The organism is Paenibacillus sp. 01T47 (genome assembly GCF_056398245.1).
On sequence record NZ_JBFTPA010000011.1, the window covers coordinates 150042 to 169557 of the forward strand.

17 protein-coding genes are annotated in these 19516 nt (G+C 45.9%); 2 read left to right on the forward strand and 15 right to left on the reverse strand.

Annotated elements, in window-relative coordinates; translation table 11 throughout:
- Positions 1-58: 58 nt before the first annotated feature.
- From AC1DOV_RS21250 to AC1DOV_RS21285, 8 genes are all read right to left on the reverse strand, one after another.
- Positions 59-1714, reverse strand: a complete 1656-nt coding sequence (locus tag AC1DOV_RS21250) for a glycoside hydrolase family 13 protein (protein WP_477512395.1) — start codon at positions 1712-1714, stop codon at positions 59-61.
- A gap of 89 nt (positions 1715-1803) precedes the next feature.
- Entirely contained in the window at positions 1804-2895 is a 1092-nt protein-coding gene (locus AC1DOV_RS21255) for a carbohydrate ABC transporter permease (protein WP_477551008.1), read from the reverse strand.
- 1 nt (position 2896) lies between these two features.
- Positions 2897-3979 (reverse strand): carbohydrate ABC transporter permease, encoded by a 1083-nt coding sequence (locus AC1DOV_RS21260; protein ID WP_076268933.1) that lies wholly within the window; start codon positions 3977-3979, stop codon positions 2897-2899.
- Positions 3980-4221: 242 nt separating this feature from the next.
- Positions 4222-5613 (reverse strand): ABC transporter substrate-binding protein, encoded by a 1392-nt coding sequence (locus AC1DOV_RS21265; RefSeq protein WP_076268934.1) that lies wholly within the window; start codon positions 5611-5613, stop codon positions 4222-4224.
- A gap of 293 nt (positions 5614-5906) precedes the next feature.
- Positions 5907-6917 (reverse strand): LacI family DNA-binding transcriptional regulator, encoded by a 1011-nt coding sequence (locus AC1DOV_RS21270; protein ID WP_477551009.1) that lies wholly within the window; start codon positions 6915-6917, stop codon positions 5907-5909.
- Between the two features lie 393 nt (positions 6918-7310).
- The gene (locus AC1DOV_RS21275; protein WP_477512371.1) at positions 7311-8930 is read right to left on the reverse strand and encodes an ABC-F family ATP-binding cassette domain-containing protein; all 1620 of its coding nucleotides are present in this window, start codon (positions 8928-8930) and stop codon (positions 7311-7313) included.
- A gap of 248 nt (positions 8931-9178) precedes the next feature.
- Complete coding sequence (locus AC1DOV_RS21280) at positions 9179-10246, reverse strand: Gfo/Idh/MocA family protein (RefSeq protein WP_441908444.1); 1068 nt, start codon at positions 10244-10246, stop codon at positions 9179-9181.
- Positions 10247-10415: 169 nt separating this feature from the next.
- Positions 10416-11471: an MBL fold metallo-hydrolase gene (locus tag AC1DOV_RS21285; RefSeq protein ID WP_445253948.1), complete on the reverse strand. Its 1056-nt coding sequence runs from the start codon at positions 11469-11471 to the stop codon at positions 10416-10418.
- Between the two features lie 339 nt (positions 11472-11810).
- On the opposite strand from AC1DOV_RS21285, the gene AC1DOV_RS21290 reads away from it, so the two are divergent.
- The gene (locus AC1DOV_RS21290) at positions 11811-12965 is read left to right on the forward strand and encodes a conserved virulence factor C family protein (protein WP_477512372.1); all 1155 of its coding nucleotides are present in this window, start codon (positions 11811-11813) and stop codon (positions 12963-12965) included.
- Between the two features lie 90 nt (positions 12966-13055).
- Here AC1DOV_RS21290 and AC1DOV_RS21295 read toward each other — a convergent pair whose 3' ends face one another.
- The 5 genes from AC1DOV_RS21295 to AC1DOV_RS21315 all read right to left on the reverse strand — a co-directional run bounded on the left by AC1DOV_RS21295 (position 13056) and on the right by AC1DOV_RS21315 (position 18196).
- Positions 13056-14240 carry a transglutaminase domain-containing protein gene (locus tag AC1DOV_RS21295; RefSeq protein ID WP_477551010.1) on the reverse strand — a complete coding sequence of 395 codons (1185 nt, stop codon included), beginning with the start codon at positions 14238-14240 and terminating at the stop codon, positions 13056-13058.
- Between the two features lie 180 nt (positions 14241-14420).
- Positions 14421-15398, reverse strand: a complete 978-nt coding sequence (locus tag AC1DOV_RS21300) for an alpha/beta hydrolase (RefSeq protein ID WP_477551011.1) — start codon at positions 15396-15398, stop codon at positions 14421-14423.
- Positions 15399-15415: 17 nt separating this feature from the next.
- Entirely contained in the window at positions 15416-16048 is a 633-nt protein-coding gene (locus AC1DOV_RS21305; RefSeq protein WP_477551012.1) for a bifunctional 4-hydroxy-2-oxoglutarate aldolase/2-dehydro-3-deoxy-phosphogluconate aldolase, read from the reverse strand.
- A 28-nt stretch (positions 16049-16076) separates the two neighbouring features.
- Positions 16077-17318, reverse strand: a complete 1242-nt coding sequence (gene mutY / locus AC1DOV_RS21310; protein ID WP_477551013.1) for an A/G-specific adenine glycosylase — start codon at positions 17316-17318, stop codon at positions 16077-16079.
- On the reverse strand, positions 17318-18196 hold the full coding sequence (locus tag AC1DOV_RS21315) for an AraC family transcriptional regulator (protein ID WP_477551014.1): 879 nt from the start codon (positions 18194-18196) through the stop codon (positions 17318-17320). The genes mutY and AC1DOV_RS21315 overlap by 1 nt, the downstream gene beginning before the upstream one ends.
- 169 nt (positions 18197-18365) lie before the next feature.
- Here AC1DOV_RS21315 and AC1DOV_RS21320 point away from each other — a divergent pair, with 169 nt between their 5' ends.
- Positions 18366-18713, forward strand: coding sequence for a c-type cytochrome (locus tag AC1DOV_RS21320; RefSeq protein WP_477551015.1), 348 nt, complete (start codon positions 18366-18368; stop codon positions 18711-18713).
- A 77-nt stretch (positions 18714-18790) separates the two neighbouring features.
- Here AC1DOV_RS21320 and AC1DOV_RS21325 read toward each other — a convergent pair whose 3' ends face one another.
- Both AC1DOV_RS21325 and acpS read right to left on the reverse strand, forming a co-directional pair.
- Entirely contained in the window at positions 18791-19018 is a 228-nt protein-coding gene (locus AC1DOV_RS21325; protein ID WP_076268946.1) for a hypothetical protein, read from the reverse strand.
- Positions 19019-19079: 61 nt separating this feature from the next.
- Positions 19080-19478, reverse strand: a complete 399-nt coding sequence (gene acpS, locus AC1DOV_RS21330) for a holo-ACP synthase (protein ID WP_477551016.1) — start codon at positions 19476-19478, stop codon at positions 19080-19082.
- Positions 19479-19516: the final 38 nt, after the last annotated feature.

Consider the following 19516-nt stretch of genomic DNA (forward strand, 5'->3'; position numbering starts at 1 on the left):
GGTGGGGCAGGGTTTATTCTGCTCCACCATTTCTTTATAATCGCACGCTCACGCGGAATTAGGTGATTACTTCATAGATTCGCGCTTCAAATGGCCTCAGCTCGATGCTTCGCCCTTCGTCATTCCAAGTGCTTAATGTATTCTCATACGTACCAAGCACCAGCTTCAGCTTCAAAGCTTCCTCTCCAAAAAACGAATCCGAGAACGTAAAAGTTTGGGCCTCTTCTCCGTGATTCAAAAGCACAACCCATTCGGTTCCTTCCAGCTCTCGTACATAAACATATAGATTAGGATCATCTTCACTTATATCGGTAAAGTCGCCATAAACCATGACTGGATTGCTCTTTCTAAGCGCAATGAGCTTCCGATAAAAAGCTAATACTGAATTTGGATCTTTTTCCGCTTGTTCTACATTAATTTCTTCATAATTTGGATTAACCTTAATCCATGGCTCGGCGCTGCCAAAACCTGCATTAAGCTCCGTATTCCATTGCATTGGCGTTCTGGAGTTATCACGGCTAAGCGCCTGCAATGAACGAAACACTGCGGCAGGATCTTGGCCTTTGCCGACTTCCTCCACATATCTGTTAATCATCGCAATATCTTTATAATCGCCGATCGTTTCATACCTTACGCCTGTCATACCGATTTCTTCGCCTTGATAAATGTATGGAATGCCTGGAAGCGTATGGACCATCGTAGCAAGCAGCTTAGCTGATTCTTCGCGGAATTCCTTGTCATTCCCATAACGGGATACTTGCCGCGTATGATCATGGTTATTTAGAAACTGCGAGCCAAACCCTCGGCCAGCCAAAGCCTCCGCCCACTGCTTCTGGATCCGCTTGTAACGAACCATATCCCATTCCGGCATTTCATCCGCAACTTCAAAATGGAACAGCGTATTCAGCTCCATACGCTCCTCTTCAACGAACAAAGGACCTGTCTCCGGTGTTGCGAACGCGATTTCGCCAACGGTCATCATATCATAATGCCGGAAAACCTCACGGTTCATTTCCTGCAAATAATCATGCAGTCCCGGATTATGTGTTAAATACCTGATGTCATGTGGATCTTCTACATCGCTGAAGCTGTTTGGCTTAGCCAGCAATGCCAGAGCGTCGAGCCGAAGCCCATCTACTCCTTTATCCAGCCAGAAACGCAGCATGTTGTAGATTTCCATTCTCATTTCTTTGTTTGCCCAGTTTAAATCCGGCTGCTCGATCGCAAAGGAATGCATATAATATTGCTTTGTCGTCTCATCAAATTCCCAGCTTGAAGGGTTAAAATAAGAACGCCAGTTGGTAGGCGGCTCGCCCTCTCTACCATCCTGCCAAATATACCAATCTCGCTTCGGATTATTGATCGAGGAACGAGATTCGATGAACCAAGGATGATGATTCGATGTATGATTAACGACGACGTCCATCATCAGCTTCATGCCTCTTGCATGCGTCTCCGCAACGAGCTGATCAAAGTCTTCCATCGTACCTGCCTTTTTCATTACCGTATAATAGTCGGACACATCGTAACCATTGTCCTTGTCTGGGGATTCATTAAATGGATTAATCCAGACCATTGTCACACCTAACGATTGAATATAATCCAGCTTTTCAATAACACCTCGAAGATCACCAATACCATCCCCGTTTGTATCTTTAAAGCTGCGCCAATAAACCTGATAAACAACTGATTCCTTCCACCAAGCCGGTTTTATCTGCACTCTAATCTCTCCTTCTCTCTATACAAACAAATGGCGCACGAGGGGACACCGTGTCCAGACGCTGCGCCATTCTTTTGCTGCTGTTAACCTTTGATGGAGCCGCCAAGCATCCCGCGAACAAAGTATTTTTGAAGTGCAAAAAATACGGTGAGCGGCATGAGCATCGAAACAAATGCTGCTGCTGTAAGCAAATGCCAGTCATTTCCTCTGGAGCCTACCATGTTTGCAATATTCATTGACAATACTTGCACTTCAGGCTGGCTTCCGAGAAATATAAGGGATATCAAATAATCATTCCATACCCATAAAAATTGGAATATGCTGATCGATGCTAGCGCAGGGACGGATAGCGGCAGGATGAGCCTGCTGAAAATTGTAAAATTCGTTGCCCCGTCCATAAATGCCGATTCGAACAAATCCTTGGGCAGCTGACTAATTGATGTGTACATAAAATATGTGATCAATGGCAAACCAAACGCCGTATGTGCAAGCCAGATCCCAAAGTATGTGCCGTTCAGTCCAAGCGATGTATAATCGCGCAAAATCGGAATGAGCGCTACCTGTAAAGGCACGACAAGCAAAGCGATAACAATGACAAACAATGTCTTTCTTCCTGGGAACTTTAGCCAAGCAAAAGCATAAGCTGCAAAGGATGCGATGAAAATCGGAATTACGGTAGCTGGTACTGTAACCGCAATCGTATTCCAGAAGGAACGCGACATACCGCTGCCCTTCTCTGTCTTGGTCGTACCATCTGGCATCGTGATGGAATATGTTTTTCCACCCAGCACCGTCTCATAGTTCTGAGTCGTAAAATTAGATATGATCGTCCACTGCTTATCCTGTACGTTCAGAAGTCTAGCTCTCCGGTTTTCCCAGATCAATCGTTCGCCGTTAAGCTCCACACCCGCACGCAGCTGATCATCGGTAAACGTTGTTCCATTCACCTTAATTGGCTCACGAAGATCGGTGTCCTTGGGCAGCTGAATTTGCTCTGTTGTGCTCCAATCTCGATGAGGCAGTATATTCCACCAGCCAGTAGATAATATATCTGCTGCAGGCCGGAAAGAGGAAACGAGCAGACCGAGCGTCGGGATAGTCCAAATGAGACATATGACAGCTAGCAATGTATTCACGAGCCACTTGGACTTACGGGATTTTTTGTTCCTGCTCATATTAGAACCCTCCTTCTCTACGGAACTGCCGCAGATTGATTATGATGACTGGAATGACAGCAACGAGAAGCACAATGGCTAAGGTTGAACCATAACCTGCATTTTGGTACATAAACAGCTGGCGATAGAACTGTGTTGCCACAACGTCCGTCTCATATTGTCCGCCTGTCATGATCATAACAACGTCGAAGATTTTGAGTGTAAACACAATAATCGTTGTTGTAACGGATAACAAAGTTCCCGCAATGTAAGGAATCATGATTTTGAAAAAAATGCGAACCTCGCCTGCGCCATCCATACGAGCGGCCTCCAGCATATCCTCTGGGATGCTCTTAATCGCAGCTGAGAATATAACCATCGCAAAACCTGTTTGCATCCAAATGAGAATAACGATAAGAAACAGGTTATTCCACGGCTGAATCATACTGAGCCATGCCTGCGGTTCCCCGCCAAATTTCACGACGATCGCATTCAGCAGTCCAATTTGCTCCTGGCCTGGCTGATAGTAATAAATAAATTTCCAGATAACACCTGCCGCTACGAACGAGATCGCCATCGGCATAAATATGAGACCCTTAGCCAGCTTCTCGAAGCTGCTTCGATCAGCAAGTATCGCAATTAAAAGACCTAAGCCAACACAAGCCAGTGTGCCAAAGAACACCCAAAGCAAGTTGTTGCGCAGCGCCATGATGAGCAGGCGGTCCGTAAATACAGCTACATAGTTGGCGAAACCGACAAAATTGACCGAGCCGGCATCAAAAAAGCTTAAGTATAGCGTCCGCAATGTCGGAAAGACAAGCAGCCAACCAAGCAGCAGCACCGCTGGGCCAACAAATACAAAAGGCAATATTCTCCGCTTCCATTGATCCGGATACTTTTCAACTACCCAGTTAAACGAATAGTAAATCGAATAAATACCAACTGCTCCCCATATGACTGCAAACACCGCATTGAGGATAGGCGGAAGGTTGGAGTCGCGAAAAAGTATAAATATGCCCCCGTGAATGACAATATTGATAACTGGCACGAGTATGGATAACAACAGTAGCCGCAGAGCATTGCCTTTCCTAGCCTGTAATTCCATATGAATCCTCCTCCAAGGTTTGCGAAGCAAACCTTTCTTCGTAAGCGTAAACTTAGGTTTGCGTAGCAAACCTATCTTCGTAAGCATAAACTTAGGTTTGCGAAGCAAACCTTTCTTCGTAAGCGTAAACTTAGGTTTGCGTAGCAAACCTTTCTTCATAAAAGCCACAATTATCTGAGCTGATTATAGAGGGGCTTTCCCCTTGCGGCGAGAAGCCCCCGAATCACTCAAGCAGCAGTCAATTATTTTTTCCAGCCAGCTTGAATTTCTTTTAGTGCTGTATCCAAATCTACTGTTCCACTTACCCAGTCTGTCATACCTTTCCAGAATGTACCTGCGCCAACTGCGCCTGGCATAAGGTCAGAACCGTCAAAACGAATCGTTTCTGCTGTTTTCACGAATTCTGCCATTCTGCGTTCTTGATCGTTCGGGTACCATGATGGATCAGCATCATTCATAGGAGCTGTTACGCCGCCTGTTTGAATCCAAGCTTTGAGCGACTCGCCCGTTGTGAAGAATTCCATTACAGCGCGAACCTCTGGACGATCATTAAACATAGCATAAATATCTCCTGAGATTAGAGCTGGTTGACCATATTTCTCATCAATGGCTGGAAGTGGGAACCAATCGTAATCATCAGCTGTCAAGCCTTCTGGGAAGAAGCTTGTAATAAAGCCGGCTTGACGGTGTAGCCATGCTTTTGGCGGATTATCGAATAGCGGCTTAACTGCATCACCAAACGATGTTGTAGCGATCGATTTTTTTCCTCCGTACACATAGTCCTCGTTGAACCAGATTTCAGCCATTTTTTCTGCTGCATTTTTGACTACAGGGTCTGTGAATGGAAGCTCACCCGATACCCATTTGTCATAATTTTCAGGCGTAGTCGTGCGGAGCATAATATCCTCCATCCAGTCTGTAGCCGGCCAGCCAGTCGCTGTACCGCTCTCGATGCCGATGCTCCAAGCTGGATCGCCGTCTTTCGCGATTTGATCAGTCAGCGCCATAAGCTCTGTCCATGTTTTTGGAACGGTATAACCTGCTTCTGCAAATGCTTTTTTGTTGTACCACACTAAGCTTTTTACGCTGCTGCGTGCCCAGATGCCGGACATTACGTCTCCGCCAGTACCTTTCATCGTAGCCATGTCGAGCCAGCTTTGGTTGTATTGTTTCTTCAAATACTCATCGCTAAGGAATGATTTTACATCAATTACCTTACCAGAGTTCACAAAGCCCTTCAGCAAACCCGGCTGCGGGAAATCCGCAATATCAGGAGCGTTTCCGCCGTTTACACGTACCGAAATCGTTGCTTCGAACTCTTTAGAGCCTTCATACGCGATGTCGATTCCAGTCTTATCTTCGAACGCTTTAATGCTTTCGTTAAATTTCACTTCATCCGCATCCGTAAACGGACCGAACATCGTAACCTTTTTACCTTTAAAATCGCCGTTTAATGCTTTAGCCAGCGCGCTGTCGCCCGCCCCTGCTCCTGCATTCGTTCCGCCCTCTGCTGGCTTCTCTGTCGGCTGGTTCGTTGTATTATTATTTTTCCCTCCGCAAGCCGTAATCGTCATCACAAGCGCTAGCGTTAGAATAAAGACAGTCGATGCTTTTTTTGTTTTTCTCGTGTACATAGACCTCATCCTTTCATGTTTAAGTAATCAGTAATTAAATTACACTTACTCGGCCCTTTTGAAACGTTAAATTAACGTCAGATAACAAGTTGTTGCCTCACCTCCTTTAAAGTGCCAATGTAGGTTGTTTTTATGCTCAACAGGTATCGAAAACAAAATCTTTTAAATAGATAACGCTTCCATTGCTCTGAAAAGCTTTTCAGAGAGGTGTTAAAGCGAAAGACCAAAGCCAAAATTTAGAGGCAAAGCCGTTTCGCTATTAATATTCGAATCTAAGTATTATCGTTTCACGCCTATGATGAATAGGACTTGGTTGACTCCCGTACAATTAAATGATGTGGAAGCTTTTCTCTGAGCACTTCAACTTTCCCCGTTGTAATCAGCTCATGCAGCTTCTCAACGGATCGATACCCAATATCATAGGTTGGCTGGTCTATCGTTGTTAGCTTAGGTATAAACATATGAGCCATTCGGATATTGTCAAAACCTACGACAGACATTTGCTCAGGTACGGATTTGCCATTGTCGCGCAAATATGAAATCGCACCCATCGCGAATTCATCCGAAGCTGCAAAAACGGCCGTTAATTCGGGACAACGAGTGAACAGTCGTTCAGCTGCATCATAAGCATGCTCAAATCGATGTATAGCAAATTCAATGCAATTCTCGTTTTCTGAGAGGTTATATTCCTGAAGCGCCTTCTTAAAGCCCGTATATCGCGGCTCACCGGAGATTGTGATTCCTAAAGGAAAACCAATCATACCTATGCGGCGATGTCCTGCTTCAATTAAATGTTTGACCGCATCATACGCACCCTGCTCATCATCAATATCAACAGACGGAATATCATACTCCGGAGCATTGGTAGAAGCTAGAACGAATGGCAGACGATAGCGCTGCATCTCTTCGTAATATTCTTCATGCAATGAATCACTCGTAAATATGATGCCATCTACCTGCTTCTCAAAAAAGCTTTGCACATAAGCGATCGTCCGCTGCTTGTCGCGGTCTGTATTACAGATCATCAGACTATGGTTCAGCATAACAGCCGCATCCTGCATTCCGCGTATTAAGCCGGCATAATACGGATTTTCTATATCCGGAATCATAACGCCAAGCGTGTCTGATTTTTTGTAAATCAGCCCTCTGGCAAATCCATTCGGCTGGTATTGAAGCGCCTCAATAGCTTCCAGCACCTTGATACGTTTCTCTTCCACTACGGTTTCCGGCGCATTCATGACCCGGGATACGGTGCTTATGGACACGTTAGCGTATTTTGCTACATCGCGTATAGTCGATTTCATAATGGCACGCCTTTCTTGATGAGTAAGAATGATGTAACATGCGCTAGTTTGAATTTTATTATAATGAGTCAAGTTTCACATTTATGAAAGTGCTTACTGAAAAGCTTTTCTGAAAACCTTTTCAAACGTAGTATAACTCCCTTTTGCGCATAAATCAACCTAAAATTTTGCATGTTTGTCCATTTTATTTATGCCAATTGTTGCATAACTTTAGATAAGACGGCTGCTTTCGAGCTTAAACGGTATCTTTTACAATAGACAATAATGTGAAGCTTCATGCTGGTTATCTTAAGCAAGTGGCTAGACATTTAAACTAAATTTCATAACCTTATCTAGACAAAAAAAAAGCGTCAATCAGCGAGACTATCCTCACTGATTGACGTTCTATAGTAATTAAACAGCGTACATACGTTCACGAAGCGCTTTAACCTCAGCACTTTCAAGGTACTCGTCATAAGTCATCATCCGGTCGATTACACCGTTCGGCGTAATTTCAACGATGCGGTTAGCGATCGTTTGTACGAACTGATGGTCATGCGAAGTGAACAAAACCGTACAATCCGTATCTGTCAAACCATTATTCAGAGCCGTAATGGATTCAAGATCCAAGTGATTCGTTGGCTCATCCAAAATAAATACGTTCGCGCCCTCAAGCATCATCTTGGAGAGCATGCAGCGAACTTTCTCGCCTCCGGACAACACGCTTGCTTTCTTCATTGCATCATCGCCCGAGAAGAGCATACGGCCAAGGAATCCGCGAATAAAAGTTTCATCCGGATCTTTCGAATATTGACGAAGCCATTCCACAAGGTTCAAATCAACACCATCAAAATATGGTGAGTTGTCTTTCGGGAAATAAGCCTGCGATGTTGTTACACCCCATGAGTAGCTGCCAGCATCCGCTTCAACTTCACCAACAAGCAATTGGAAAAGCAAAGTCTTAGGCAAGCTGTTCGGTCCAACAAATGCAACTTTATCGCCTTTATTAAGAGCGATCGTCAGATTGTCGATCACTTTCTCGCCGTCGATCGTTTTGGTCAAGCCATCAACAAGCAGGAGCTGCTTGCCCGCTTCACGCTCACCTTTGAAGAGGATAAACGGATATTTACGGTTAGATGGACGAATATCATCAAGCGAAATTTTCTCAAGAAGCTTCTGTCTCGAAGTTGCTTGTTTCGCTTTCGATTTGTTCGCACTAAAGCGTTGAATAAACGCCTGCAATTCCTTGATCTTGTCTTCCTTCTTCTTGTTCTCACCGCGCATCAACTGCAAAGCAAGTTGGCTGGATTCGTACCAGAAGTCATAGTTGCCGACATACATTTGGATTTTGCCAAAGTCGATATCCGCAATATGTGTACATACCGTATTCAGGAAGTGCCTATCATGGCTGACTACGACAACAGTTCCTTGGTAATCGGCAAGAAAATCTTCCAACCAGCGAATGGACTCAATGTCCAAGTGGTTGGTAGGCTCATCGAGCAATAGAATGTTCGGTGTGCCAAACAATGCTTGAGCCAGCAATACACGGACTTTCTCATTGCCGCTTAGCTCAGCCATTTTCTTATCATGCAGGTCAGGAGTAATACCAAGTCCATTTAGCATCTCTGCTGCTTCAGACTCAGCTTCCCAGCCGTTCATGTCTGCGAAGTCAGCTTCAAGCTCACCTGCACGCATACCGTCTTCATCAGTGAAGTCTGCTTTTGCATACAAAGCGTCCTTCTCCTTCATTACTTCATAAAGACGCTTGTGACCCATCATTACCGTCTCAAGTACAACGGACTCGTCGTATTCATAATGGTTCTGCTTTAGAACGGCTAGCCGTTCACCCGGCGTTATATGCACTTCTCCGTGCGATTGCTCAACTTCACCGGATAATATTTTCAAAAAGGTCGATTTGCCCGCGCCGTTAGCGCCGATCAAGCCATAACAGTTGCCTGGCGTGAACTTAATGCTAACATCTTCAAAAAGCGCCCGCTTCCCGTAACGGAGCGTTATGCCACTTGTACTAATCATTCGTTTAATCCCGTCCTTCACTACAAAATCACTTTATCTTGATCTATTATACCACAGTATGCAAGGAAACCGAACCTTCTTTTGCCTTTGCCTTAGCATTTGGATAGACAATCCAGCAACGAGGATTACTTTTAATTCATAGATCTCACGATAAAAAAACCTTCCTCCATGCGACTTTGATACAGTTGTCGCATTAGGGAAGGTTTTTAGCAATACACTCTGAAGCAGTGATGTCTTTTTTTAAAAGATTAATCCCACTTCAGCTTAACTTCATTGCCCGTGCGGGATGACTCATATATTGCGTCAAGAATACGGTTATTTGTGTAGCCCGAAAGTGCAGACGTAATCGGCTGCCTGCCTTCGCGAATGCAATCGACAAAATGACGGCTCATTAGAATCCGATCCTCTTCGCCCTCTAGCGGAGTGATGTCGCTTTCAACGACTTCATTGTTCTCATGCGTAACATACTTCCCATTATTGCCAATGATCGCTACGCCGCCCTCTGTTCCCATCAAATGAATAAATGGATCTTCCGGCAGGAAGGCTGAATGTGCTGCCCAGCTTACCTCAAGCGACAAGGTTGCTCCATTATCAAGTTTAATAAGCGCCGAGGCAAGGTCCTCAACGTCATAGTACCCGTCCCAATTTGGCGTACCCCATGTTCCTGTACCAAGACGGTTAGGACCAAATTCTGCATAAGTCGAGCCGTATACGGAAACAGGCTTCGGATTGCCCATGAGATAAAGCGAAAGATCGAGCATATGAACTCCGATGTCAATCAGCGGGCCGCCGCCTGCTTGGTCTTTGCGAGTGAACCATGAGCCCCAGCCGGGAATGCCCTTTTTGCGGAACCAGCCTGCCTTTGCGTTATAGATGTGGCCTACATCGCCGTTATCAATTCGCTGCTTAAGTGCGCGGCTTAGTCCAGTCCAGCGCATTTGATGCGACATCATTAGTATTTTACCTGATTTCTCAGCTTCCTCTACGATTAGCCGCGCTGCTTCGGAATCAATGGCCATCGGTTTCTCCAGTAGAACATGCTTGCCTTGCTTCAGTGCTTCAATAGCAAGCTCGGCATGAAATTGGTTAGGCACACCAATAACAACTGCATCGATCGATGAGTCTTCAAGCAGCGATTGCGGGCTTGGATGTACCGTTTCAATACCGTACTCAGCAGCACGCTGCTCAGCAAGCGGAAGGTAAGCGTCCGTTACAGCAACAACATCGATACCTTCGACTTTATTGAATGTCTGCATATGTATACTACCGATTGCACCTGCACCGATAACGCCTAGACGAATGTTTGCATGAATCATTCCTTGCTCCTCCTTATAGGTACCTTGCTTCGTAAGATAAGCTTAGATTTGCGCATGCAAACCTAAGCCCCCTAAAATTATTCCACTATGCATACTTATACTTAGCAAGTATAACGGTTTCTCTTACCGTCGTCATTGCTCGAATTTGGCAAACCTTTGTCCTCGTTTGTTATTTCCCGGACATACGCCAAGTCTCGCCATGCGGCAGAACTAGAATTCGCTCGTCAGAAATACATCGTTTTCTGCGTTCAGCCTCCAAGCGATCAAGCGCTTCACGAGGCGTATCATCCGCAAGCTTAAACGCACCATAGTGCATAGGAATAAACCACTTGGCATCCAAATCATCGAAGGCTTGGAGCGCTTGCTCCGGCGTAATATGCTGCGGCGCCATGAACCATTCCGGCTCATAAGCTCCAATCGGCAATAACGCTACATCAACCGGGAAGCGGCGGCCGATCTCCTTGAAGCCTTGAAAATAACCGCTGTCCCCCGCGAAATAAATAGTCGGAAAATCAGATATGACTGGCCGCTCGACGGAAGCTGTACCACTAAAAAACGGACAACTCCGAGCAGCTGCCGGCTCGGACGCGCTTGCGATTTGCGCTCGCGACTCTGCAGCTGATTCCATTCCGTCACCGGCCTCAAAAGTATCACGAACATGACTTACAAGCTTCTCGCTGCGTGATGCTGGACGCTCAATGACAAAGCCTCCCCAATGCGAACTATTCGTATCCCATGGATTGCGGCGAGTCGAATGCTGTGAAGGCACAAAAGTGAATTTTACGCCGTTATACATAACGGATTCCCACCAGTGGAGCTCCTTAATTCTAAGAAAGCCCTTCTTGCGAAGCTTGGCACCTAGTCCTGCAGGCACAAGCAATTGTCTAGCGCCAACCAGTCTGCGCAGCGAATTTATATTTAAATGATCATAATGAGAATGCGATATTAGCACGATATCAATAGGCGGAACGTCCTCTACCTTGATACCCGGCGCTGAAAGTCTTTTTTGAAATGCCATTTGAGTCGACCACACAGGGTCTGTAATAATGTTCAATCCGCCGAACTGAATAAAAAAAGTGGAATGCCCTACCCAAGTAATAGAAGGCCATTTTCGGTTATTCTCCAAGTATGCGATGTCAGGTTCAACATTCGGAACGGTGAATGAATAATCTTTCATTCTCAGCTTGCGAATGCGTTCCTGACGCCATCTTTTGAATTGCTTCATTGAAGTGTGCTGCTCGATAGGATCTATATTAGCAAATCGTTTTAACTTCAACCGTCCATCCCTCCTTCGCATTCATTTCTTGTTTTATTAAGATACCAAGCCAGCGGTACTCAATGCAAATATGTTATTTATGCGAAATCATCCACGCACTCGTATGACAGTCTATCCAGAAATGTGAATTAGAGACAATCTCTCGTTTCATCGTTCGCATCCTAACATAAAATCAGTTACACTTGGTTATAAAGCATTTACACATAAGATTACGCTTTCGACGCAGCATTTGTTACATAAATGAAGCAGATGAGCGTCTAAATATCAATTAGCCCAGGAGGTTTCCTTATGAAACTAATTTCAATAGAACCAACGCCGAGTCCCAATTCCATGAAGCTGAACGTCGATGAGATGCTCCCTCGCGGACGCAGACTCACCTACAAAGCGAATGAAGCAAGCGACGCTCCTGAGCTGCTTCAGCAGCTTTTGCAAATAAACGGAGTGAAAAGCTTATTCCGTACAGCTGACTTTATTGCGCTTGACCGCAAGCCTGGAGCAGATTGGGCAGCTATACTCGCTGAAGCAGGACAATTGCTGCAGAAGGTTGCTGATGGCGACAACGGCGAGAACAGCGGGAAAGGACCTTCAACAAGCTTTGGCGAAGCACAGGTGCTCGTTCAAATGTATCGCGGCATTCCGATGCAGGTGCGCGTAAGAATGGGAGACATTGAGGCACGTTCAGCGCTCCCGCCACAGTTTGGCGAGGCGGTTAACCTTGCCGCTGGCTCTGGCATGATTCGCGAGCGCAAGCTGGAGGAGTTTGGCGTTCGCTACGGAGAGCCCGAGGAAATTGCAGCTGAAATTGTACGCGAGCTGGAAGCTTCCTATTCGAGTGAGAGATTGGACACTCTTGTGCAAGCAGCTATTGAGCAAGGGAATGCTGGTGCTGAAGGAGAAGCTCCAGCTGTCGTAAGGCCAGCTCCGCTAACTTTTGAACAAGCGCAAGAGCAGTTCGCCTCACCGGATTGGCAGGTTCGTTACGCAGCATTGGAGCGATACGTTTCCGCTATAGAAGGTTTGCCTCTGCTTGCACAAGCGATAAAGGATGAGAACACATCCATTCGTCGTCTTGCCGTTATCTATCTTGGCGATCTGCGAGCGCCTGAAGCGCTGCCGTATTTGTTTATGGCGCTGCGTGATTCCTCAACTTCCGTTAGAAGGACGGCTGGCGACACGCTGTCTGATCTTGGTGATCCCGCTGCGGTTGGACCGATGATTGAATCGCTCCGTGACAAAAACAAGCTTGTCCGCTGGCGCGCGGCACGCTTCCTCTATGAAGCAGGAGATGAATCTGCGATCGATGCGCTGCGTGAAGCTGCTAACGATAATGAATTTGAAATTCAGCTTCAAGCCAAAATGGCGCTTGAACGGATTGAACGCGGTGAAGAAGCCGCCGGCTCTGTATGGCAGCAAATGACCGCGGCGAGAAAAAATGAGCAATAATTGATTTACTCCAATAGGAAAGGGGGTGCAGAAATGCACCCCCTTTCCTATTTGAACAAAATGAGGTGCAGCCCTCTGCACCTCATCCTATTATTTCGTATATTCCAGCTGAAGATTAACAAGAAGTGATTGATCTCCAGCATAAGGCTCATAGCTTGCCCGATAGCCAACTGCTACGTTTATACGTTTGAAGGCAGCCTTTAAAGCTGCTGGGAATTGATCACCTTGCTCATATCTGAATGACAGGCTCCCTGCCTTGGAATCAAGCGCCGATTGTATAACTTGATTCAGCTGCGCTGAGCTTGATACCGTATATTCCGGTTCAAGCCAGTGCAAGCCAAGTGCGATCTTCAGCCTGCTGAAGCGGCTGCGCTCCGCCTTTCCCCCTTGCTTCTCCAACTCACGAATCGTATCCGCATAGGAGACGTTTGCAGCAGGATAAGTTCTAGTCCACTGGTGATCAACGCGCAGTTCCTCATCCGTTCTCAAATAATAGTTATAACGAATCGTACTCTCGCTTGGCGAAACTTTTTGTGCCGTGATTTGGCTTCCTGCTGATGCTGCTGCGACCGGATCATCCCAGGTTAGATCCAAATGGTACCAAACACCGTCTACCTGCACCATATTCCATGCATGCTCGCCCGTATTCACAGTACCCTCTGCGATTAAAACCGTCAGTCCCGCTTGCTTCAGCATTTTATAGCCTAGCAATGAGTATCCTTGACACACGGTTTCTCCGAGTGTCACCGCATCGTAAGCAGTGTAATGCTTCAATGTTTTATCATACTCCACATGGCTAACGACCCAATCGTGAATGGCTTTTATTTTCTCATGCTCATTCATTCCCGGCTCTATTATAGATTGGAGCGCCTTTGCAACGGTGCGATCTACAACTGCCGTTTGTTCCAGTGTCTCGCGGTATCTGGCTTCCAGAGCAATCGTCGATTTATTTCCCCAGCTGCGAATGGTGTAGATGTAGGATTCAAGAATGTAGGCTGAATAATCATCATGCTTTAAAGCAGCACGAATGATCTCTGTCATTTTCTTCGATAGTTCCTGCTTGTCCCCCGTGTATGTCACTGAAAACCGCTCGGACCTGGCTTTGAAATGTTTAGCAAGCTCGAGCTCCAAGCGCTCCATCTTATTCGTTTCATCCAAGGCGGCCACCTCCTCCGACTCTGCTGCCGCCGGAAATAAATCCAGCTTGAGGTCAAGACAAAATGCAGCTACTACGATAACGACAACCACCAACAATTTAGAAGCTACTCTACGCATTCGAACCTCCTTAACAATAAGTGAAAGAAAGCAACCATTTATCGGAAACTTCTTCACATTTATATTTTCAACTAGAAGGGATGCCCGCTTATAAGCTAGCAGCCTTGTAATCAAACTGTAATATTTCTCTCATCTTGGTTTCATCTTATGCTTATATAATAAATTCATGACCCCCCTTTATTATATATTCTCTCTTGAAGCCTGCAGCCTCGTGCCGCGGGCTTCCTTTTTGATAGAAGCATACTCCATGGATTCCAGCAAAAAAGGGATAACCTTCTCCCAAAAGCTAGAATCTTGCTCGGAAGTGCTATGTCCTTTGGTCGATACGAACAGTGTTTGAATCAGATGATCTGGCAATTGCTCTTTCAGCTGCTTCAGATCCTCCGCACTAATAAACTCATCACCATTCGAATGAACCATCATAATCGGTGTACGGCCAATGTCGGAGCTGCCGGCATGTTTAGCTATTACAGCAGGAATGCTGGCCTCTTTAAACTGCGACCACGATATGCGTGAACGAATAAGCCATATCATCGGAATCAGATAGGCTAGCGGGAAAAGCGGCAGTTTTTTGCGTCGCAATTCCGATTTCATCATCGTACCGAAATGGACGGGCATTGAATCCGTTACGACCGCTCTCACCTTCATACCTTGATCAAGGGCAAGCAGCGCTCCAAATCCGCCAAGGGAATGACCTAGTATAGCAATTCGGTCTGGATCCATACCTGGCAAACTTTTGGCTGTATCAAGAGCAGCGAGCACATCATCCCGAAACATGAGCGCGGAAGGCGCAGAAATCGAATCGCTGTTGCCGTGGCTGCGTGCATCATACATCAATATAGCGAACCCTGCTTCATAAATCGGACGCGTATACCTAAGCACTCTCGTCCGATTCGATCCCCAGCCATGCGCAATAATAATTAGAGGTGCAAGTCCGTTCTTTAACAATTCGTTGGAAGCAGGCTGAAGCAGCCAGCCTTCCAGCTTAGAGCCATGATTAGTGAACGTTAAGGATTGCCACTGCGTGTCGACAAGAGGAGTCTCCGCATTCATAATCTTTCGTGGCTTCTGGCTGCGCGCGCCCATTTGCCAGATTAGCGCTGCAAGCAGCAAAACAATAATAAAGAAGATGATAACGATCCATAAGACAACGTCCATGAGATAACCTCCTTGCTCTATAACTTGCTTACGATATCTACGAATTGCCGTGCTCGTTCCGTTACTTGAGCGAATTTCCCTTCGCGAACCCATTCCAAATTAAAGAGCTTGCTGCCCATTCCAACAGCATTTGCTCCTGCCTTAAAGTAATCTGCAATATTATGTAAATCCACTCCGCCAGTAGCAATCATCGGAATATCGTTTAAAGGTCCGCGAATTTCCTGCAAGTAACCTATGCCGAGCGTGCCCATTGGAAAAATTTTTACAGCATCCGCTCCTGCCTTCCAAGCTTTCACAATTTCAGTCGGTGTCATAACACCGGGCCATACAGAGAGGCCGTGCTCGCGGCCATATGCAATAACTTCCTCATCTAGGTTAGGCGATATGAGATATTGGGCACCTGCCGCCACAGCCTCCTTAGCAAGGTCTACATCCGTTACTGTGCCGGCACCTACTGCAGCTTTTCCATCAAACTTCGAACGCCAACGCTCTATCATAGCCGCTGCTCCGCCCGTGTTCATTGTAATTTCCATCATATGAATGCCGCCGTCTATTAAAGCCTGCGCTGTATCATCTGCATGCCGATCTTCAATTCCTCGTAAAATGGCTACGATTTTGTGCTGCAAGAGCAGCTCCAGCATATTGCTCATTTGCTTCTCCTCCGACTCTTATAATCATTTATTCCCAAAATTGCTTTAAAATGCGCAAAAATAAATTCGGAAACGGCAGCGTGTCCATATCTTCCTTTGAAATCCATCGGTAAGTGCCCGACTGCTCATTATGTTCCTCAGTAGAAACATCTATAGCTGCCGCCTTTTGATTCCCTTCATAAGAGGACGCTGCCTCCGCAGCAATAGCTGCGTTGTCCGATGCAGCTGCGATGTCTGCGTCTAAAGCTGAATAAGACGTTTCACCCAAATCGGCTAAATAAAAACGCATTTTCCAATGAATATGACTAAAAATATGATCAGCATCTGTAAACCAGCTGCGCGGACGAATAAGAAGTCCTGTGTCCTCATCAAGCATGCGGCTGATCATCTCGGCGAGCTCGCCCTGCTCCTTCGGCGCTGTTTCATCCAGCCAGTTCACCTTATCCGGCGGCAGCAGCAAATGAGGAAGCTCCCACATTTGGGCGAGAAGGCCTGTAGCTGGACGCTGCCTTACAAGCACTTTGCCGGCATTTTCTCCGCTGCCAACAACGATCACTGCCGCCCTAAACTCTGGACGAGGAGGCTTCGCCTTCGTCTTGATCGGCAATTCCATTTCTCTGCCTGCTAGTCTCGCCTCACAATGCTCCATTACAGGGCAAGGTAAACAGCTTGGCGATTTCGGCGTACACACGAGAGCACCCAGCTCCATCAGCGCTTGATTGAAGTCGCCAGCGGCGCCTTCTGGAATCAGCGAAGCAGCCAGCTTCTCAATGCCTACTCGCGTAGAAGCTTTTGCGATATCATCCTCCAAACAAAAATATCGCGAGAGCACACGCATCACATTACCATCAACTGCCGGCTCTGGACGATTAAATGCGATGCTCATAATAGCTCCGCTAGTATAAGGGCCAACGCCCTTCAATCCAGCAACGGACGCTTTATCATCTGGGACGATTCCCCCATAACGCTGAGCGACCTCTTTGGCACCTGCTTGCAAATTGCGGGCACGCGAGTAGTAGCCGAGTCCTTCCCAGCTTTTGAGCACTTCCTCCTCAGGAGCTTCAGCAAGCGCTCGTACTGTGGGGAATTTACTCATAAATTGGTTGTAATAGGGAATGACAGTGTCTACCCTCGTCTGCTGCAGCATAATTTCAGATACCCATACCCGGTAAGGATCTTTATTAATCCTCCATGGCAAATCGCGTTTGATAAGCCGATACCAATTTAGCAGCTCTGTACTAAAATACGTCTTTACATCTATTTCTCCCATTAGCTTTTCTCCTCGTTCATTCTTGTTGTAAGCGTCTTTCGATTGTTTCCGGTATTTTTTCCAATCCGTCTATACTGAACCGGCGTGATGCCTGTATATCTTTTGAACAGCCGAGATAAATAATGATTTTGCATGCCAACCTGCTTCGCAACAACGGCTACAGGAAGCTCCGTTTCCATAAGCAGCTGCTTAGCGATCGCGATGCGGCGATTCGTCACATATTGGATCGGCGAACAGCCCATGATGTTTTTGAAGGATGTAATGAAATAGTTTGGATGAAGAAAAGCAAACTTTGCTAGCTCCTCAATTTGTATATTCTGATGCAAATTTGCTTCAATATAGGCGAGCACTTCATTCCATTTTACCTCAAAATCCGATTGCTGGAATGTTGTTCTCTGCACATGGCTTTCTTCTAAATAATAGGCAAGCAGCTCCAGCAGCACCGACTTTAACCGCAGCTCTCGTGTAATCGATTTACGATGCTGATATTCGTTCATTTTTATAAAAAGGTTTTTCATCATTTCTTTGTCTTTCACATAAACAAATGGCGGAAGCTGCAGCGCATTTATAACTTGAAAATCGCTAAGCTCCAAACGGAAATGGCACCAATATAGCCCCAGCTTCTCATTTCCCTCTGTTCCAAAAGATTGTTTTGTACCCGCCGGCAAAAAATAAAGAGTACCCGGCTGTACGAAATAAGTGTCATTTTGTATGTTAAGCCGGGCTTCTCCCTTGACTGTATAACCGAAACGGAAAAAATCCGGCTCGGTTTTTTGCTCGAACCAGCCCGGTTCAAATTCGTTATAGGCAGTCATAATAACCTCGGCTTGAATGTTGTTCAACTGATTTTGCAAAATACTTTCTATTGTTGGTTTCATGAATTCTCCTATAAGTAAAACTGAGATATAATAGTTATATCTTCTCTCTAGTGGTTAACATCTTCTCTATTATACGAACTAACGATTCAAATTCATATGGAAGTCTTATGAAGACCCTGAACAAGACCGAATCTTCTATAATAAACAATTAATGAAAGGATTGCTATATATGAATCGGAACCGAGGTTTTTCTATTGCAACAACATTCTTTATAGCCGTGTTAATGCTGGCAGGCTGTGGAAGCAAAGAGAACAGCTCTCCTGAGAAAACCAACGCGCTGATTGGGCCGGAGGAAGTTATTTCGGTTTATAAGGCCAATTGCGTCAGCTGTCATGGAACCGGGCTTCAAGGCAGAGTAGGCCCTGCAACAAATCTGCAAAAAGTTGGGGAGCGCATGAGTGCTGCTGATATTACGAAACAGATTGAAGAGGGCGAAGGCTCGATGCCTGCTTTTAAAGAGCGTCTGACAGCTGATGAAATTGCAGGGCTCTCTAATTGGTTGGCAAGCAAAAAATAACAAAGGCTTAGCGAAAAAAAAGGATGCTTGAGCAGATTATTCTGCTCAAGCATCCTTTTTTTCTTGTTCATGTTCGCTTAATAGCCGATATGATGGCCGTTTATTTTTGGAGAGCTCATGAAATGAAGTGCCGCTTGGCCGGCGTAGGTCCAATGCGTTTCACCCATTTGGGGATGCATCGGAAATAAATCACCCTGTACAAGCACTAGATCTCCGCCCCAATCGTCTGAATACAACCCGTCGAATTCAACCCATTGTCCGGTTTTAAAACGACGCTTCGTTTTTTGCAGCCGCTGCTCCTTCATTGTCGACATCCCCTCTCGACTAGCTAACTTGGTATATTACATTCCAAGTATAGTCAAAAGGTTACTCCGATATCCGTTCCGCAACAGCAAAAGCTGAAGCAAGCTTTCGCTCATGCGTAATCGTAACATGAATTCGAACAGCCACTCTGTTAAAGCCTAGGCGATTCCAAGCTGCCACCGTTAAGTTGCACTCGGGTTTGCCGCAGCTTCCTCGCAATATTTCAATGTCTGTGAATCCTAATATATTTCCTATTCCACAGCCAAAAGCTTTCACAACCGCTTCCTTCGCAGCGAAACGTCCAGCCGTAAACTGATAAAGCCGTTCGCCTGTATACTCCGAAGCCAGCTCTCGCTCGCCCGCAGACAGCACCCGCTCCAAAAACCTTCTGCCTGTGCGGCCATCCACTATTTTTGCGATTCTTGTAATATCTGATAAATCATGTCCGATGCCGATGATCATGCTAACACCCGCCTTTTCCCTGATGGTGAGATTAGCAG

What these genes read in the sequence shown, in the direction of transcription:
- mutY (WP_477551013.1), bottom strand. Translation starts at nt 17,318, where the DNA reads ATGGGAGAAATAGATGTAAAGACGTATTTTAGTACAGAGCTGCTAAAT.
- AC1DOV_RS21315 (WP_477551014.1), bottom strand. Translation starts at nt 18,196, where the DNA reads ATGAAACCAACAATAGAAAGTATTTTGCAAAATCAGTTGAACAACATT.
- AC1DOV_RS21260 (WP_076268933.1), bottom strand. Translation starts at nt 3,979, where the DNA reads ATGGAATTACAGGCTAGGAAAGGCAATGCTCTGCGGCTACTGTTGTTA.
- AC1DOV_RS21275 (WP_477512371.1), bottom strand. Translation starts at nt 8,930, where the DNA reads ATGATTAGTACAAGTGGCATAACGCTCCGTTACGGGAAGCGGGCGCTT.
- AC1DOV_RS21290 (WP_477512372.1), top strand. Translation starts at nt 11,811, where the DNA reads ATGAAACTAATTTCAATAGAACCAACGCCGAGTCCCAATTCCATGAAG.
- AC1DOV_RS21285 (WP_445253948.1), bottom strand. Translation starts at nt 11,471, where the DNA reads ATGAAGCAATTCAAAAGATGGCGTCAGGAACGCATTCGCAAGCTGAGA.
- AC1DOV_RS21300 (WP_477551011.1), bottom strand. Translation starts at nt 15,398, where the DNA reads ATGGACGTTGTCTTATGGATCGTTATCATCTTCTTTATTATTGTTTTG.
- AC1DOV_RS21305 (WP_477551012.1), bottom strand. Translation starts at nt 16,048, where the DNA reads ATGAGCAATATGCTGGAGCTGCTCTTGCAGCACAAAATCGTAGCCATT.
- acpS (WP_477551016.1), bottom strand. Translation starts at nt 19,478, where the DNA reads ATGATCATCGGCATCGGACATGATTTATCAGATATTACAAGAATCGCA.
- AC1DOV_RS21280 (WP_441908444.1), bottom strand. Translation starts at nt 10,246, where the DNA reads ATGATTCATGCAAACATTCGTCTAGGCGTTATCGGTGCAGGTGCAATC.
- AC1DOV_RS21265 (WP_076268934.1), bottom strand. Translation starts at nt 5,613, where the DNA reads ATGTACACGAGAAAAACAAAAAAAGCATCGACTGTCTTTATTCTAACG.
- AC1DOV_RS21255 (WP_477551008.1), bottom strand. Translation starts at nt 2,895, where the DNA reads ATGAGCAGGAACAAAAAATCCCGTAAGTCCAAGTGGCTCGTGAATACA.
- AC1DOV_RS21295 (WP_477551010.1), bottom strand. Translation starts at nt 14,240, where the DNA reads ATGCGTAGAGTAGCTTCTAAATTGTTGGTGGTTGTCGTTATCGTAGTA.
- AC1DOV_RS21270 (WP_477551009.1), bottom strand. Translation starts at nt 6,917, where the DNA reads ATGAAATCGACTATACGCGATGTAGCAAAATACGCTAACGTGTCCATA.
- AC1DOV_RS21325 (WP_076268946.1), bottom strand. Translation starts at nt 19,018, where the DNA reads ATGAAGGAGCAGCGGCTGCAAAAAACGAAGCGTCGTTTTAAAACCGGA.
- AC1DOV_RS21320 (WP_477551015.1), top strand. Translation starts at nt 18,366, where the DNA reads ATGAATCGGAACCGAGGTTTTTCTATTGCAACAACATTCTTTATAGCC.